The 14,424-nt window shown below is 56.9% G+C and carries 18 protein-coding genes and 1 pseudogene; 7 read left to right on the plus strand and 12 right to left on the minus strand.

Translation table 11 applies throughout. The annotated features are described in order from the left end of the window. A partial coding sequence (locus VG146_22770; GenBank protein HEV2395185.1) for a DUF192 domain-containing protein occupies window positions 1-339 on the minus strand: 339 nt, incomplete at its 3' end. A gap of 214 nt (window positions 340-553) precedes the next feature. On the opposite strand from VG146_22770, the gene VG146_22775 reads away from it, so the two are divergent. Continuing rightward, entirely contained in the window at window positions 554-1,996 is a 1,443-nt protein-coding gene (locus tag VG146_22775; GenBank protein ID HEV2395186.1) for a Gfo/Idh/MocA family oxidoreductase, read from the plus strand. Window positions 1,997-2,152: 156 nt separating this feature from the next. On the opposite strand, the gene VG146_22780 is transcribed toward VG146_22775, so the two are convergent. From VG146_22780 to VG146_22815, 8 genes are all read right to left on the minus strand, one after another. Further along, entirely contained in the window at window positions 2,153-2,620 is a 468-nt protein-coding gene (locus VG146_22780) for a response regulator (protein HEV2395187.1), read from the minus strand. A gap of 461 nt (window positions 2,621-3,081) precedes the next feature. Then, window positions 3,082-3,606 carry a DUF2231 domain-containing protein gene (locus VG146_22785; GenBank protein ID HEV2395188.1) on the minus strand — a complete coding sequence of 175 codons (525 nt, stop codon included), beginning with the start codon at window positions 3,604-3,606 and terminating at the stop codon, window positions 3,082-3,084. Window positions 3,607-3,633: 27 nt separating this feature from the next. Next, the gene (locus VG146_22790; protein ID HEV2395189.1) at window positions 3,634-4,242 is read right to left on the minus strand and encodes a rubrerythrin family protein; all 609 of its coding nucleotides are present in this window, start codon (window positions 4,240-4,242) and stop codon (window positions 3,634-3,636) included. 82 nt (window positions 4,243-4,324) lie between these two features. Next, complete coding sequence (locus VG146_22795; GenBank protein ID HEV2395190.1) at window positions 4,325-4,621, minus strand: glycogen-binding domain-containing protein; 297 nt, start codon at window positions 4,619-4,621, stop codon at window positions 4,325-4,327. A gap of 19 nt (window positions 4,622-4,640) precedes the next feature. Beyond that, window positions 4,641-5,123 (minus strand): response regulator, encoded by a 483-nt coding sequence (locus VG146_22800; protein ID HEV2395191.1) that lies wholly within the window; start codon window positions 5,121-5,123, stop codon window positions 4,641-4,643. Continuing rightward, a complete protein-coding gene (locus VG146_22805; GenBank protein HEV2395192.1) occupies window positions 5,120-5,611 on the minus strand; it encodes a response regulator in 492 nt (163 codons plus the stop codon). Before VG146_22805 ends, VG146_22800 begins: the two co-directional genes overlap by 4 nt. Window positions 5,612-5,648: 37 nt before the next feature. Further along, window positions 5,649-6,158 carry a response regulator gene (locus VG146_22810; protein HEV2395193.1) on the minus strand — a complete coding sequence of 170 codons (510 nt, stop codon included), beginning with the start codon at window positions 6,156-6,158 and terminating at the stop codon, window positions 5,649-5,651. After that, window positions 6,155-6,736 (minus strand): universal stress protein, encoded by a 582-nt coding sequence (locus tag VG146_22815; GenBank protein ID HEV2395194.1) that lies wholly within the window; start codon window positions 6,734-6,736, stop codon window positions 6,155-6,157. The genes VG146_22810 and VG146_22815 overlap by 4 nt, the downstream gene beginning before the upstream one ends. Before the next feature lie 437 nt (window positions 6,737-7,173). Between VG146_22815 and VG146_22820 the strand changes: the two genes are divergently transcribed. The 6 genes from VG146_22820 (at window position 7,174) to VG146_22845 (ending at window position 12,749) form a co-directional block, all read left to right on the plus strand. Then, window positions 7,174-8,373 (plus strand): ATP-binding protein, encoded by a 1,200-nt coding sequence (locus VG146_22820; GenBank protein HEV2395195.1) that lies wholly within the window; start codon window positions 7,174-7,176, stop codon window positions 8,371-8,373. After that, on the plus strand, window positions 8,342-9,778 hold the full coding sequence (locus VG146_22825) for a sigma-54 dependent transcriptional regulator (protein ID HEV2395196.1): 1,437 nt from the start codon (window positions 8,342-8,344) through the stop codon (window positions 9,776-9,778). Before VG146_22820 ends, VG146_22825 begins: the two co-directional genes overlap by 32 nt. A gap of 144 nt (window positions 9,779-9,922) precedes the next feature. After that, entirely contained in the window at window positions 9,923-10,450 is a 528-nt protein-coding gene (locus tag VG146_22830; protein ID HEV2395197.1) for an N-acetyltransferase, read from the plus strand. Next, window positions 10,425-10,526: an AURKAIP1/COX24 domain-containing protein gene (locus tag VG146_22835; GenBank protein HEV2395198.1), complete on the plus strand. Its 102-nt coding sequence runs from the start codon at window positions 10,425-10,427 to the stop codon at window positions 10,524-10,526. The genes VG146_22830 and VG146_22835 overlap by 26 nt, the downstream gene beginning before the upstream one ends. 185 nt (window positions 10,527-10,711) lie before the next feature. After that, window positions 10,712-12,337: a tetratricopeptide repeat protein gene (locus VG146_22840; protein HEV2395199.1), complete on the plus strand. Its 1,626-nt coding sequence runs from the start codon at window positions 10,712-10,714 to the stop codon at window positions 12,335-12,337. Between the two features lie 19 nt (window positions 12,338-12,356). Beyond that, a complete protein-coding gene (locus VG146_22845; GenBank protein HEV2395200.1) occupies window positions 12,357-12,749 on the plus strand; it encodes a DUF2203 domain-containing protein in 393 nt (130 codons plus the stop codon). A gap of 7 nt (window positions 12,750-12,756) precedes the next feature. Here VG146_22845 and VG146_22850 read toward each other — a convergent pair whose 3' ends face one another. The 3 genes and pseudogenes from VG146_22850 to VG146_22860 form a co-directional block, all read right to left on the minus strand. Continuing rightward, window positions 12,757-13,575, minus strand: a complete 819-nt coding sequence (locus tag VG146_22850) for a hypothetical protein (protein ID HEV2395201.1) — start codon at window positions 13,573-13,575, stop codon at window positions 12,757-12,759. Window positions 13,576-13,768: 193 nt separating this feature from the next. Then, entirely contained in the window at window positions 13,769-14,185 is a 417-nt protein-coding gene (locus VG146_22855; GenBank protein HEV2395202.1) for a type II toxin-antitoxin system HicB family antitoxin, read from the minus strand. Beyond that, a pseudogene (locus VG146_22860) lies at window positions 14,182-14,419 on the minus strand (type II toxin-antitoxin system HicA family toxin). The gene VG146_22855 and the pseudogene VG146_22860 overlap by 4 nt, the downstream one beginning before the upstream one ends. Window positions 14,420-14,424: the final 5 nt, after the last annotated feature.

Consider the following 14,424-nt stretch of genomic DNA (forward strand, 5'->3'; position numbering starts at 1 on the left):
AGCAACCGCCATCCCGGTATGAATCCCATGCCGCTGAAACCAGCCCTGTGGGGTCTCCAGGACAAACCGGATATTATCGCTGGCTGCGAGCACGGCGTTGGTGTCAAACGAGTGCAATTCATGCAGCTCCTGAATAATGCCCTCCTCGTCAATGTAAGCCGCTGAAAGGGGCAGCGGACAATTCTTCATCCAGAAGGAAGCCCGTTGAGTGTAAGGCAGCGGAAAGAGCATCCCGGCATTTTCGTCCATGTTGGTGCGGAACATCATTCCAGTGCGTTCCTGTTGGAGAGTCAAAGCCAGCTCAGCTATCATCTCCTGCGGCCCAACATAGATTTTCATTGTTTGCAACCTCGGTTGAGCCTGGGTGGGCTCGCTTGGGTCCGCCGGAGGTGAGGCAACCGCCTCGGGTCTGCCGCACCCGGCGCACAGTGCTCCTGCCAAAAGGAGCACAGAGAGAGAGAGTCCGTTCATTGGCCGATATTATGAAGGAAAGGGCCGGCGTTTTCAATCCGAAAGGCTTGCAATGGCGCCGGGCTCCCGGCAGAGTGGCACAATGAAATCGAGGGTGTTGCCCTTCCGTCCGAATCCCGGGTCTGAGCGCTCTGCGCCGGGGGCAGCGTGGTCGCGCCGGCAGTTTCTGCGGGCCGGGGCGCTAAGCGCTGTGGCTGCGCCCTGGCTGGTTTCCTGCGCAAATCTTCGGCCCGCGCCTCAAGCCAGGAAGATTGCGCCCGGTTCGAAGTTGCAGCATGCCTGCATTGGGGTGGCTGGAATGGGTTGGGGGGATCTCCATAACTTTCTTTCCCATCCGCGAGTCGAGATCGTCGCCCTGTGCGACGTGGATTCCAACAACCTCGATGCCGCAGCCAAAGTGGTTCCGGGGGCGCGGCGTTACTCGGATTGGCGCGAGTTGCTTGAAAAGGAGTCCAACGTGGATTCGGTCAATGTGACTGTCCCGGACCACATGCATTTTTCGATAGCCTACAACGCCGTTCAGAGGGGGAAGAACGTCTATTGCCAGAAACCGCTGTGTCATGATGTGGCGGAGGTGCGGGCTTTGACGCAGGCGGCTATTAGGCGGGGCGTGATAACGCAATTGGGCACGCAGGTCGCGTCGAGCATTCATGATCGTACGGCGGTGATCTGGCTTAAAGAGGGGCGCATTGGAAAGGTGACGCATGCCTATCTGTGCTCGAACCGGCCAGGGGCTGTGGAGACCTACCGGCTCAAGGGACCACGACCCGCCGTCGGCCAGGACCCACCGGCATCGCTGCAATGGAATCTTTGGCTCGGCACGGCCCCCGTGCGCCCCTATGCGCCCGATATTTATCATCCGACCAAGTGGCGGGCCTGGCAGGACTTTGGCACCGGTTGGTCGGGCGACATTGGGTGTCACATTTTCGATCCGGTGTGGAAGGGAATTAGCCTGACCCCGCCGCTCACGGTCAGAGCCGAGGTGCAGCAATCCTGGAAAGATTCTCCCGAGCGGCGCGCCGACAATTGGCCGCAAGGAGACCATATCACCTGGACCTTCCCAGGCAACGAGCAGATTGCCGGCAAGGAACTGCTCCTGGAATGGTTCGATGGCGCCTATTATCCCCCGGAGCACATCCGCAAACTCTACTCCGAAGACCTCACCGAGTATCCCCCCGAATCCTCGATGTTGATTGGAACGGAGGGTTCCCTGCTCATCCCGCACAACGCGCCCCCACAATTGTTGCCGGAGGAAAAGTTCAAGGATGTCAAACGGCCTCAACTCCCGCCGCGCAATCACTATCATCATTTTGTCGATGCCTGCCTTGGCGGCCCCAATACCGAATCGTATTTCGCTCAAACAGGGCCAATGACGGAAGCCATCCTGCTCGGGACCTTGGCGATTCGGATGCCTGAACAAGAACTGGAATGGGACCCGGTCGAGCTCAAGATCAAAAACATGGCGGAAGTAAACCATTACCTTCAACGCAGATACAGGGATGGCTGGCACGTCGGCAAGTTTTAGTTAGGAGAGGGCGCGTCCCGGGCGCAGGAGGCGCCAAAGCACGCACAGCCCAAGCCCGTGGTTCCAAACCTTTGGTGGCGCGCCCCATTGCCATTGCGTTTGGGCGACTGTTGCGCGAAACGCGGTCTCCCTCTCCTCCAAAGGCGGAGGTGCGCTCTAACCTGAGCCTAATTCAAGCCGACCGGCGTCCGGGGTGCGCACTTGCGGGCCAGATTGGAGGGCGGGCATCGCGCCACGGATGCGAGGGCCATCGGGTGCGAGCAAGTCCGAAATTGTCCGGCGCAATTCGCCCAGGGTAAAGGGCTTGGGAAGAATCGCATCAACCGGGTTGTCGCGGCTCCAGACCTGTGCGGCGTACGCGGTAATCATCAGGATAGGCAGGCTGGGCACAAGACACTTGAGGGTTCGGGCCAACTCGTCGCCGCGCATTTCCGGCATGGAATAATCGGTGATGACGAGGTCGAAATCTCCCGGCACAAACAAGTAGCAGGCTTCCTTGCCGTTGGCGGCCTCTTTGACCTGGTGCGCATCGAGGGCAAGGAGGAGCTTGAGGGCATCACGCGTGCCGGGCTCGTCATCGACGATGAGAATCCGCTTTCCAACCACTCTTCCCGGCTCAGGCATAATGTCTGAAACCAGATTGGCACAGCCAGGCCGGGGGCTCAACCAGGGGAAAGCTGAGAATGTTCCCGGGGATTCTCCGGGCGTAAACATAGGGGCCGGGCCGTAGAGACCACGATTATTGGGGAAGACTGGCTGCTGCCTGGCAAAATGGAACGAAAGGTCCGCGGAAAAACCGAAAAGAAAAAATCGGGACGGGAACGTTTTTTCCTACTTGATTCAGTGCCCTAATGGGCGACCCCGTTACACAATCGTTCGCACGTTATGCACCCAAGCAGAAGCACGCACCCCAACTGTATCCCACGGGATCGACAATCGCCCATTATAAAACCGCGCGGTGCTTATAACCAACGGCGCCGAGACGAGTCCCGGCTCAGCATTTGCTTTGGTTCTCATAATGATCTTCCGGTCAATTCCCCCGTGGCAATTCGACTCTCGACGGTACAGGAACGAACACAATCATTTCAGTCGGTGTCCAGCACCCCCGCAGTGCGGCTCGCAGCCTCAGCAGGGGGCGGTTTTGTGGTCGCCACTTGAACGCCGGCACCGTGGCGATACACCAATGCGCCGCCGCGATGACCGGTTTCATATATGCCGTAAGCCGCAGCAACTGAGACCAGCGCGGCCACGACGGCCACGACGGCCACGGCACGTGCTATCCGTGGCCATCGGGCCGTTATCACCGAACCTCCAGCGGCGAACGCAGCTAAAATGCTCATTGCCAAAGTCCGTTTCGCCCACCTCTCATGGTCATCCACCAGGTCATTGACCTGAGGCGCGGTGTTCTCTACGAGTCCCCCATCAGATTCGCCTGACTCCACCGCGCCCCAGGTGCCCACCGCTCCCAGCACCAGTAGGCCCGCTGCCAGCGCCGGGACACCGTACTTGCGCACAAACACCGCAGCGATCGTGACCACAGCCCCAAGCAGCAGCAGCACAATTGGGAAATGGACCACTGCAGGGTGGAGAGGATTGGGCAGAAGATTCATAAAGCAATCCGTTGTTTGGCCGCGGCCCTAGTTGATTCTCTCGTATTCACTCACCGACTCACGGCAACTCGGACAATTGCGGTTTGGCAATTTCGTCGTCGTGTAGCCGCATACTTTGCACACATAAATGGGCCCGTCCTGCTTTTGCCCGAGGCTGTCCAGGGCTTCCCGGTAGAGCTTGGCATGTTCAGCTTCCGCTTTTTCGGCATACAGGAAAGTCCGGGTGGCCTCCTTTGCCTCATCGGCTTTGGCCTGTTTAAGGAAATCGGGATACATCGTGTCCCGCTTATAGCTCTCGCCTTTGATCGCTGCCTGGAGATTCTCGGCAGTGGCGCCGATTTTGATTTCATCGAGCTTGAAATCTTTGATCTTTCCGCCGAGCACCGAAATCGCCTGTTTGTGATTTTCCTTGTGGATCGATTCCGCTCGCGCCGCAGCCCTAAAGAGACGAGCTGCCTGGCCGTGTCCTTCAGCCTCGGCCCTTTTCGAAAAGGCTTCATAACGGTGAGCCGCGTTGGATTCGCCCTGAAACGCGGTGTTCAAATTGTCGAGCGTCTGTTGAGAGACTTTGGCTTCGGCAGCGATAACCGCCGCCACGAGGACGGCGCCAATCAGGAGCAAGAATTGTTGTTTCATAGTGTTAAGCTAAAGTTGGAGATTTCTAGTTTTTGCACAGTCCCGCTGCACAAGAGCGCCAGTGGCGCATCCGGCCTGCTACCTACTCTGTGACCGTGAGCAGTGAGTTCATCCCGCCGAATGGATTGGGAATCCCCTCCTTTGCAAGCGGATCAGGAATCCATTTTCCATCGGCCACAAACAAGTACTCGTACCTACCCGGCGGTAGTATCAATTCTTTCACCCATTTACCCTTTGCTATGAGTTGAGCCGCCTCCGGCTGCCAACCGTTGAAAGAGCCGGCTATCGCGACGACACTGGCCAATGAGTGGTTGAATTCAATTTGAATTGGCTTTGCGCCATTGTTTGGCCGTTTGTGGCTGTTGTTTTTCTTTCGCATAGTTTTGATTGGTGATGTTTTATTCGTTAATTCCCCAGCCGCTATACGCCGCCGGGTAGTCCAATACGCGGCGCGGACGATGGGACGCACTCACGTGTAAGCCGGGCCTCCGTGGAGCCAGGTAGCGAAACTCCTTCCATGGAGACGGATTTCTTAGCAGTTCGCGAACAAATGTGATCAAATTGCCCAGAGCAAAGGGCTTTTCCGCGACTCCGTCCAAGCGCTCACGAACCGCGATCTCGCTGCCCTCGGTTCGTTCCGTAACGCCGATGATTCGCACGCTTGCATTCAATTGGGCCACCCTTGAAAGCCCGTTGGAAATTCTGTCCCCGGGCACGTCCAGGTCGACCAACAGCAGGTCCGCCGTCCTGATGTGGAAGTGCTCCATCGCCTCCTCGATACTGGCGGCATGGAAGACGTCATAATTGTTCGCGATCAATTTGTTGCGCAATTGCGAGTAGCACCGCGGTTCACTGTCAACTATCAAAACATGCTTCTTCATAACTGATGGCGCACCCTTGGCTCTTTCCGTCTCACTCTAAGCGAGCTTTGAACGGACGCTACGGCGGGGGCTGGCTGAAAACAGCGTGTCGATTGCTCGACTCCCACCAGCCGTTTAAGGCGCTTCTCCGGAGGTTCCAGAAGCAGTTCGGCGATGGTCTTGAGGAGCAAGGGAACATCCAATGGCTTTTGCATTAAAGCACCAACGCCCGCCGCAACCGCCAACTCCGATTGCTTGGCCCTGCCGGTAATGATGATGACGGGAACCAGGGGGCGGTTCGAAGTCACCCGCTCGAAAATCTCCCAGCCGCTCTTATTCGGGAGATTCAGGTCCAACAACAGCAGATCGATTTTATTGCGACCTAGTTCATCGAGTGCTTCCGCGCCCTCGGCAGCCGCAACCACCTCGTAGCCCTCGGCCTGCAACAATTTTTGCAGCGATTGACGTATCTGCTCGTCATCGTCCAGCACCATGATTCTTTTCTTCATAGATTGATTCGTCGCACCCTTGCCTTTCGTGTTGTGTCTAATCCTTCTCTGTGAGATGCCACGCGCGGTCGGTCAGGGGGCAAGGCACAGTAAAGCGGTCGTTCAGCATTTGGCGAAACAGCCGCTCGTCACAGGAAAGAAATCTGAAACTGGAGGATCGCCGGCTGGAGCGTTGTGCCCGGATTTCCATCGGCTCAGCCAGAAGTTCGCGGATGGTTTGCAGCAGCAGCGGGACATCCAGCGGCTTTTCCATCAGGGCATCGGCCCGCGATTTTTCGGCCAGTTCACGTTGGTTCGCACGGCCGGTGATGATAATGACGGGCAGCAAAGGATTGACTTTCGCCAGCCAATCCAGGGTCGCCCAGCCGTTTTTTCCGGGCAGATTGAGATCCAGGAGCAGCAGGTCAATTCTTCCGGTTCCGCACCTTTCCACTGCATCTTTACCGGTTTCGGCCACCAGCACTTCATAGTTCTCAGCCCGCAGAACCTTGTTTAGGGCCTCCCGGATCGATTTCTCGTCATCGACCACAAGAATTTTCTCCGTCATATGATTGGCTCTGCTTTTCGGTCGTTGACCGATATCGGCTCTTGCGCAAGGAATTCAGGTTCGTTCTCCCGCACGACCAGCACCGGATACCCGGCGTGCCGCACCACCTTTTCTGCTGTACTCCCCAGCAGCACCCGGGCCACTCCGCTCCGCCCGTGGGTCGAGAGAATGATTAGATCAATCTCCAACTCACTGGCGGCCCCAACAATCTCGCGGTACGGTTCGCCTCGTTTCAGGACCGTTTCAGTCCGTACGATGTGACAAACCGACTTTCGCAAATCCTCCAATTCCGCCTTGGCTTCCGCGGTTGGATCAATGTCGGCCAACTCCAATGTGGGTGGATAACTTTGCAGGACGAAGATGAGCGTAAGATCAGCTCCGAATTGCCTGGCGAACGGCGCTGCATCATGCAGGGCTTTCCTTGAGCAGGCCGAGAAGTCAACGGACACAAGAATTTTTTTCAGTGTGAATCTCGGCACGGCTAGCCCTTCAGCTTGGGCGTGAAGCGGCAGTTGTGCCTCGCGGGTGCTGAGTTCCACCGCTAGTCCGCCCGCCTTTCTGGTTGGTTTGAATTTCATAGCACACCTCACTCAATCGCCGGCACCTGCTGTGCGTCCTGCTGTTTCATGCGTTTCGAACTTTTCATCGCCCTTGGCACTCTTTCTGATACATGATTGCCGTGGTCGAGCCTGCGGGTTTGATCCTAGCTGGACGTGTGCCAGCGGTGATTTCGCTCTCTAGGCCCTAAAAACACTGCAAATATGAGCTTTCCGGGACAGGCGGGACCGCTCTCAAATGACCAGCGGACGTTCATCTGTGGTCAGCGGCTGGTCACATCATGACTGCTTCGCGGAGATTTTTGAGGTTTGGCCTGGCCGTCGCTTTGACGTCGATTTTGGTCGCCTGGGCGGTCCGGACGACTTGGCGTGAAGTCCACCATCTCCGTGCGAGTTTTGCGCTTGTGGAAAGCGACAGTTTCCACCTGTCCGATTATATCGAAGCCCCCATTCGGAACATGAATGAGGCGCTGCTTGACCACGATTTGCGTAGGGATGAAGCCAGCAAGAGGAGATTTCTGGAAGGCGGCGAAAAATTGAAGAAGTGGATAGGCGCGCACGCGGGCTCGTTTACCGCCTCTGACCAGCGCGAAAAACTGGCTCAAGTCGAGGCGGCTCTCGAAGTATACCTGAGCCGGGGAGCAAAACTCATGGAGGAACATGCCACCTCCGATGGGAAACCCGCATTGGAGCAAGTCGAAAATAATGCCGCCCCACTACTCGCGCTGTGCGACAGCCTGGCAGCGACGGAGCGGGTCGCGCTTGCCGAATTCATGCAGGAATCACATCGGTCGCTCAGTTGGGTGGAGGGCCTCCTGCTGGTGTCATTGATGCTGGTGGTCGGTCTCGGAGTGGTAGTAGGCTTGTCGGGCTACCGTGAACTCCTGGCGCCACTGCGCAACCAGTTGCGGCAAAGCCGCGCAATTATCGAACGTCATGAGAAACTGGCCTCGCTTGGCACGCTCGCGGCGGGCGTGGCCCATGAGATCCGCAACCCGCTAACAGCGATCAACGTGCGGATTCACAGCCTCAAGCGCAGCCTGGTCAGTGGTTCCTCCGAACACGAGGACGCCACCGTTATTGATAATGAGATCAAACGTCTGGAGGGTATCGTGCAGGCATTTCTGCAGTTTGCCCGCCCGGCGGAGCCGAAACTTGTGACGGTTTCGGCCGATAGCCTGCTGGTTAGGGTTCGGGCGCTTTTCGGCGGGCAATTGGAAAAGGCTGCGATTCAACTCCTGCTGGAATCCCCTCCTGACCTGTGGGTGAGAGTTGATCCACAGCAAATTGAGCAGGTCCTGATCAACCTGGTCCAGAACGCAGCCGAGAGCATTGAGCGCGATGGAATGATCCGCCTCCGGGCCCGCAAGGAAGCCGCGCGCTTAGGCGGCCGATCCGGCCCGGTCGTTGTGCTGGAGGTCAGCGATACGGGCAAGGGGATTCCGCCAGAGGTGCAGAAGCGGATTTTCGATCCATTCTTCACGACAAAGGAAGAAGGCACGGGCTTAGGTCTTTCAATCGCGACGCGAATCGTCGAACAGCAAGGCGGCGCGCTGCAGTTTACGACCCAACAAGGCCGGGGCACAACCTTCAGCCTGCTCTTGCCGGAAGCAGAACGCCATTCGGATGAAAACTCGACCAAAGATACAAATCATTGAAGACGACTCAAGTATTGCCGAGTCTCTAAAGAAGGAGTTGCACGCCGAAGGCTATGACGTGGCTATGGCAACCAGGGGCGATGACGGCTTAGCTGCCGCTGTCAAGGATTCGTGCGACCTGGTTATTACCGATCTAAAAATGCCCGGCCTGTCTGGTCTTCAACTGGTTGAAAAACTTCACACCGCCAAGCCGAAGCTGCCGATCATCATGATCACCGCCTTCGGCACAACGGAAACAGCGATCGAGGCTACCAAATTGGGCGCTTACGATTACCTCCTCAAACCTTTTGACACGGCGGAGTTGCTGAAGCTGGTTGCTGCCGCTGTCACCAGCAGCCGGATGATGTCCGAGCCGTTGGAACTCGGAAAGGCCGAGCCATCGCAGCCAGCAATTATTGGCTCGTGCCGCGCAATGCAGGCCATTTACAAAGAAATCGGGCGTGTTGCGGCTACTCCGGTTACGGTGTTAATCCGTGGCGAGACCGGAACGGGAAAGGAACTGGTGGCCCGCGCCATTTACCAACATAGCCATCGTGCGGCCCAGCCATTCATCGCGGTGAATTGCGCGGCAATACCTGAGACGCTGCTGGAAAGTGAGTTGTTTGGGCACGAACGAGGTTCGTTCACGGGCGCTCATGCGCGTCGGATTGGCCGGTTCGAGCAGGCCAATCGAGGTACAATTCTCCTGGATGAAATCGGGGATCTGAGCCTCGGCACCCAGGTTAAACTGCTTCGGATTCTACAGGAAAAATACCTTCAGCGGCTGGGCGGCAATGACAAGATCTCTGTCGATGTGCGGGTTCTGGCCGCGACACACCGGGATCTTGAAGCGGCCATGAAGGATAAGCTCTTTCGAGAGGACCTCTTCTATCGGCTGAGCTCGGTTACGATAACTTTGCCCCCGCTCCGCGAGCGCGCCGATGACATCCCGGAGTTGGTGAAATATTCGCTGCAACGCTCTGCGCTGGAAGTTGGGGTGGAATCGCCTTCGATACAACCCGATGCGATTAGCTTTCTCCAGGCACAGCTCTGGCCCGGCAACGTGCGCGAACTGGAAAATGTAGTGCGTCACGCGTTACTTCTCGCCCGCGGCTACCCTGTAACCGTGGAGCACGCCCAGCAGGCCTATGCTGGAGTGCGGAGACCCATACACTACTCAGAGCAGACTCTTTCAGGCTATTTTACCGAATTACTCACTCGCGCGCGTCGAGGCGAGCTGCTTGATGCCAGAGCCTCCATGATCGAAGAAATGGAGCGGGAATTGTTCAGCCGAGCCATCGCGATGGCCAACGGAAACCAGGCGAAGGCAGCGCGATGGCTGGGCGTAAGCCGCACGACGATGCGGGAGAAGCTTGTTCATTTTGGGCTGCACACCGGTTGTGAGGCCCTCGAAGGGCCTGATTAACCGTGCAGATTCACAATAACTTTCACTTTCCGCTTTTATGAGTTACCTGGGAACAGGCTTACAAGAGTCCGATATCAACGAGGCTGTGCATGGACCGCCTGGCGATCACATGCTTGGCCAGCGGAAAAGAGAAAGACGAAACCCATGAATCCGAAGTTCCTTGTCAGGAGCGAGACCGATGCCGATGTGAGCGCGATAAGGGAGGTGACCGTTGCCGCGTTTAGGACCCTGGAGATCAGCAACCACACCGAGCAGTTCATCATCGAGGCACTACGCATCGCCAAGGCCCTCACAGTATCGCTTGTCGCAGAAGTAGATGGACGGGTGGTAGGCCATATTGCGTTCTCGCCCGTGATCATTTCTGACGGCACTCGGAAGTGGTACGGCCTTGGATCTGTTTCAGTGTCGCCGACGTACCAGCGCCAAGGCATCGGCCAAACTCTCATACGGGAGGGGCTGTCACGGCTGAAAGAACTGAATGCGCAGGGCTGCTGTCTCGTAGGACATCCGGATTACTACAGGAGATTCGGGTTCAAAAACATGCCCGAACTTGAGCTCCAGGGAGTGCCGCACGTTGGGAGTTGCTTTTTGCTGCATTCCGCCGCAGAATGGCTAAGCCTGTTGAGCAGGCACATAAAACACCGCTATGGGTTCACTGAAGAAACGTCGTAAATCGAAGATTAATAAACATAAACGGCGCAAAAAGTTGCGCGCCCATCGTCATAAGAAGCGCACCTGGCAGAAGTAGCTCGGGCTCGGGCTACTGATTTGTCTTTCGCTCTCCGCGTTTGAGGAAGGAGGTGTTTGGTCATCATGCTGTGTAATCGCTGGTTTTTGGGGATAATGGCCGGGGTGAGTTTATTGCTCGTCACCGGTTGCCGGTCAGCCCCAAAACAAGGTCGAGATGCAAACGGCCAGACGCCTGGTCCTGTCATGGCGCGAGGTAAAGGGCAAGGCAAGGACTGGCCTGCCGACAAGCTCGCCGAGGCCCACGCCCATTATGCCGCCGCTATCGTCTATGAGATGGAGGAGAATACACAGGCGGCCCTGGAGGAGTATTACCAGGCGGCCCTGAACGACCCGGACAACGAGGCGCTCATCCTGGAGGTCTCGCGCCGGTTATTGCAGCAGAAGCAGCCTGAAAAGGCGCTGGCGGTTGTATCGGCTGCCGCGGCCCGGCCCCGTGCCACCGGCGCGATTTTTGCGCGCTTGGGAATGATTGATGCCCAATTGGGAAAGAACGAACAGGCCGCAGCCGCCAACCGGGCTGCCATCAAGCGTTCACCGGACTCTTTGGCTGGTTACCAGAATTTAGTGTTGCTGGCTCTTCAGAAAAAGCAGTCCCCGGAGGCCTTGAAGGTGCTGGAGGCGGCGGGGCGCCAGCCCAAAGCGGATGCGGATTTTCTGGTTGGACTGGCTGAGCTATGCGCCAGTGTCGCACTGCAGTCCCCGTCCGAGAAAGAGAAACTCGACGCCCAGGCCCTGGCGGCTCTCAAGCGCGCAGACAAGCTCAATCCTGCCGGGATGCAATTGCGCCTCAGGCTCGCAGACAGCTTCGCTGCATTGGGCGAGACCGGCAGAGCGGCAGCCCTTTACCTGGATTTGGTCAAAAAGCTGCCGGACGTGCCGTTCATCCGCGAGCGAGTGCATGCCAAACTTGCCAGTATTTACTTGCGCGGAAGCGACAACAAGAAAGCCATCGAGCAGTTCGAAGCCGTTATTCGCGATGATCCGACCAATCCGCAGGCTTACTTCTACCTTGGCCGCCTGTATTATGAGGCCAAAGATTCAGCCCATGCGGCTGATTGCTTCAGCAAGACCATTGTGCTCAATCCCGGGGCTGAGGAGGCTTATTGCTACCTGGCTCTTTCTCAGATTGGCATCAATCAATCGCAAGAGGCCCTGGCGACGCTGGACAAAGCGCGCCAGAAATTCCCGCAAGATTTTGATGTGGAACTCATCACCGCCCTGGCCTATACCCGGCAGAAGGCCTATCCCCAGGCCATCCGTCATTACACCGCCGCTGAGGTGATTGCCAAAGCAACCGAACCGGCGCGTTTGAATCAGGAGTTCTATTTCGAGATCGGAGCCGCTTACGAGCGCACGGGTGATTACACGCAGGCAGAGGATTATTTCCAAAAATGCCTCCAACTCGCCCCGGATTTCAGCGAGGCGCTCAATTACCTCGGCTATATGTGGGCCGAGCACGGTGTCAAACTCGACCGGGCACGTGGACTCATCCAGAAAGCCCTGCAAAAGGAACCGCAAAACCCCGCCTACCTGGACAGCCTGGGTTGGGTGCTCTTCAAGTTAAAACAGCCCCAGGACGCCTTGGGCTATATCCTCAAAGCGGTGCAGTTGTCCAAGGACCCTGACCCAACCGTCCTTGATCACCTCGGCGATATCTACGCTGCTCTCGATCAGCCGCAGAAGGCACGCGAGGCATGGACCAAATCCTTGACCCTCGAAGCCAATGAACAGGTCCGCCGCAAACTCGAGGTCGTCCCGCCTGCGCCGGGCCAGGCTCCGAATCCCAAAAGCCCGGAGCAGCACGAATAAACCTCAAGGAGAGGGTTGTATGGCTCACCAGTTCCGAAAGCATTATACGCGCGCCCAGGCGCGGCGCTTGCTGCCAGAGGTTCGCCAGTGGCTCAAGCGGTTGAGCGATTTGCGCGCGGCTCTCGAAGAGCTGGATAAACGCCTCGAAATTGTGCGAACACCGGGCGCCGATTTGGGCGGGGATGTGGTGAACAATTGGGTGCGCACCATCGCCGAGCTCAAAAACGTTTTGATGGAGTTTTTCCAGCGCGAAATCCAAATCAAGGACCTCCAACGCGGCCTTATCGATTTCCCGGCTATCATCGGGGGCCGGGAGGTTTTCCTTTGTTGGGAAGAGGGCGAAGAGGACATCGAATTCTGGCACGAGCTGGACAGCGGCTACTCAGGACGCGAGAAGTTGGAAGGGGAGTAGGGTATTGTCAGTAATCCCACTGATAATAAACCTCGTACACATCCACCCTGCCGCCGGGGAAATAGTTATTGGCGGCGAGCAAAAAGGTGCGGCTGGCGCTGTCGAACGTCAGAGTGCGCGGTTCAGAGGGCTGGTTAGGATCATAGATGCTGAACAGGATTTGGTTTCCAGCAGGTCTGGCCTTAAAGACAACGACCGCATGGTTGATGGTGAGGCTCGGAAAACGGACCAAGTGAACGATAAGCGGGTGGGTGGGAGAGAGATGAGCCAGGAGATGTTGAGCGACTCGCTCCTGCTCGCGGCGGGTAAAAGGCAGGATCATCCGCCAGTGACCGCGCTGAAAATAGCATTGCAATGAACTGCCGCATTCGTGCTTGAGGAGCTTTTCCTGCTCGTGGCTGAAGTCACGCAAATCGGCATAGCCCGGTATGACAATCTTTTGATTTTCAGACAGGGGTTTTCGCAGGTTGGTCGCCACCACCCGACGAATAAGCCGCCGATAAGTCCGCTCGTCAGCTATTGTCAGTTGTGGCTCAAAACGCGCGTTCTCAAAAAACTGGACCGCCGAACGCGCCACAACGAAACAATGCTGAGCGTACGAAGGTTTCGGCTCACGGCGGTGGCTCGTCCAGGCGCCGTTGGTATTGTAGCCATACTCCCACAACAGTTCATTCGGGTAAGAGAAAGTGTCCTTGGCGAATTCAAATGGCCTTTGGGGCGGGTCCGCCATCAGACGCGGTCCGGTACAGCCGCAAACCAGCGTCAACGGCAGCAAAACCAGCGCCGCAAAGCCACAGCCTAACGGCGCAATGCATTTGGAATGCACCGTGTCCCGGCCCTTGTTGAGCGTGTTCGCGAGCAGCCTTCGCAGAGCGCCGGCAAACGCCCTTCTCCGGAGGCTTCGCGACGCTCTCTGCCGCTGCACGTATGGTTTCTTACGCGGCTTCAATAATCCTGCTTGCTTGAAGCAAAGTTTGAAGGCTGGCAGGCAAATATAGATCGCGCTGTAGAGACCGCCGTTAAGCGGGTTCTCGAGCAATTGGCATCTTCGAATACACCCACGGGTAGTATTTACTCCTTTCGTGCCGGGGGATTGTTCCACCCGCGACTTGAACCAGCGGGATCGGACAGTTAGGTCTCAATGCTGCTGGATGAGGCGGTCGATTAGTCCGCTGATCCTGCATCCCCACTGCTCGCAATTGCTCCTCTGCTTTTCGCTGTTCGCGTGCGACATCCTCTGCCGTCATCGGCGCGGGGACTGGCCTTCCTTCTTCGGTGGCAACTTCGATCCAAGCACCAATCGCATCGCGCAAATTAGCGATTGCCTGTTCAGGGGTCTCGCCATCGGGCATGCAACCTGGAAGTTGAAATGGAATAGCTAGATACGCCCTGTCTTCAGGGCTCCATAGGATTTGGACTGGGTAATCGTGTTTCATAAATTAAACAGATTGATGATCATGCGAACCTGCCTAACCTGATATGGCTTGGCTTTACCATCGCGTCCGGGCTGTAAAATCACAATAGGCTCGATGCCTTCCTTTGAAAAAATGTGGTGGCTTGCTTTGATTAAATCCCAAACGGGTCACAAGCTGGCACAAATCTTCAAATTGGATGTTAGCATTCGCAGTGCCGCTCAAGATGCGCTGCTTCGTCATTTCGTATTTGCTCATTCCGC

It is taken from the genome of Verrucomicrobiia bacterium (assembly GCA_035946615.1).
GTDB lineage: Bacteria > Verrucomicrobiota > Verrucomicrobiia > Limisphaerales > UBA8199 > DASYZB01.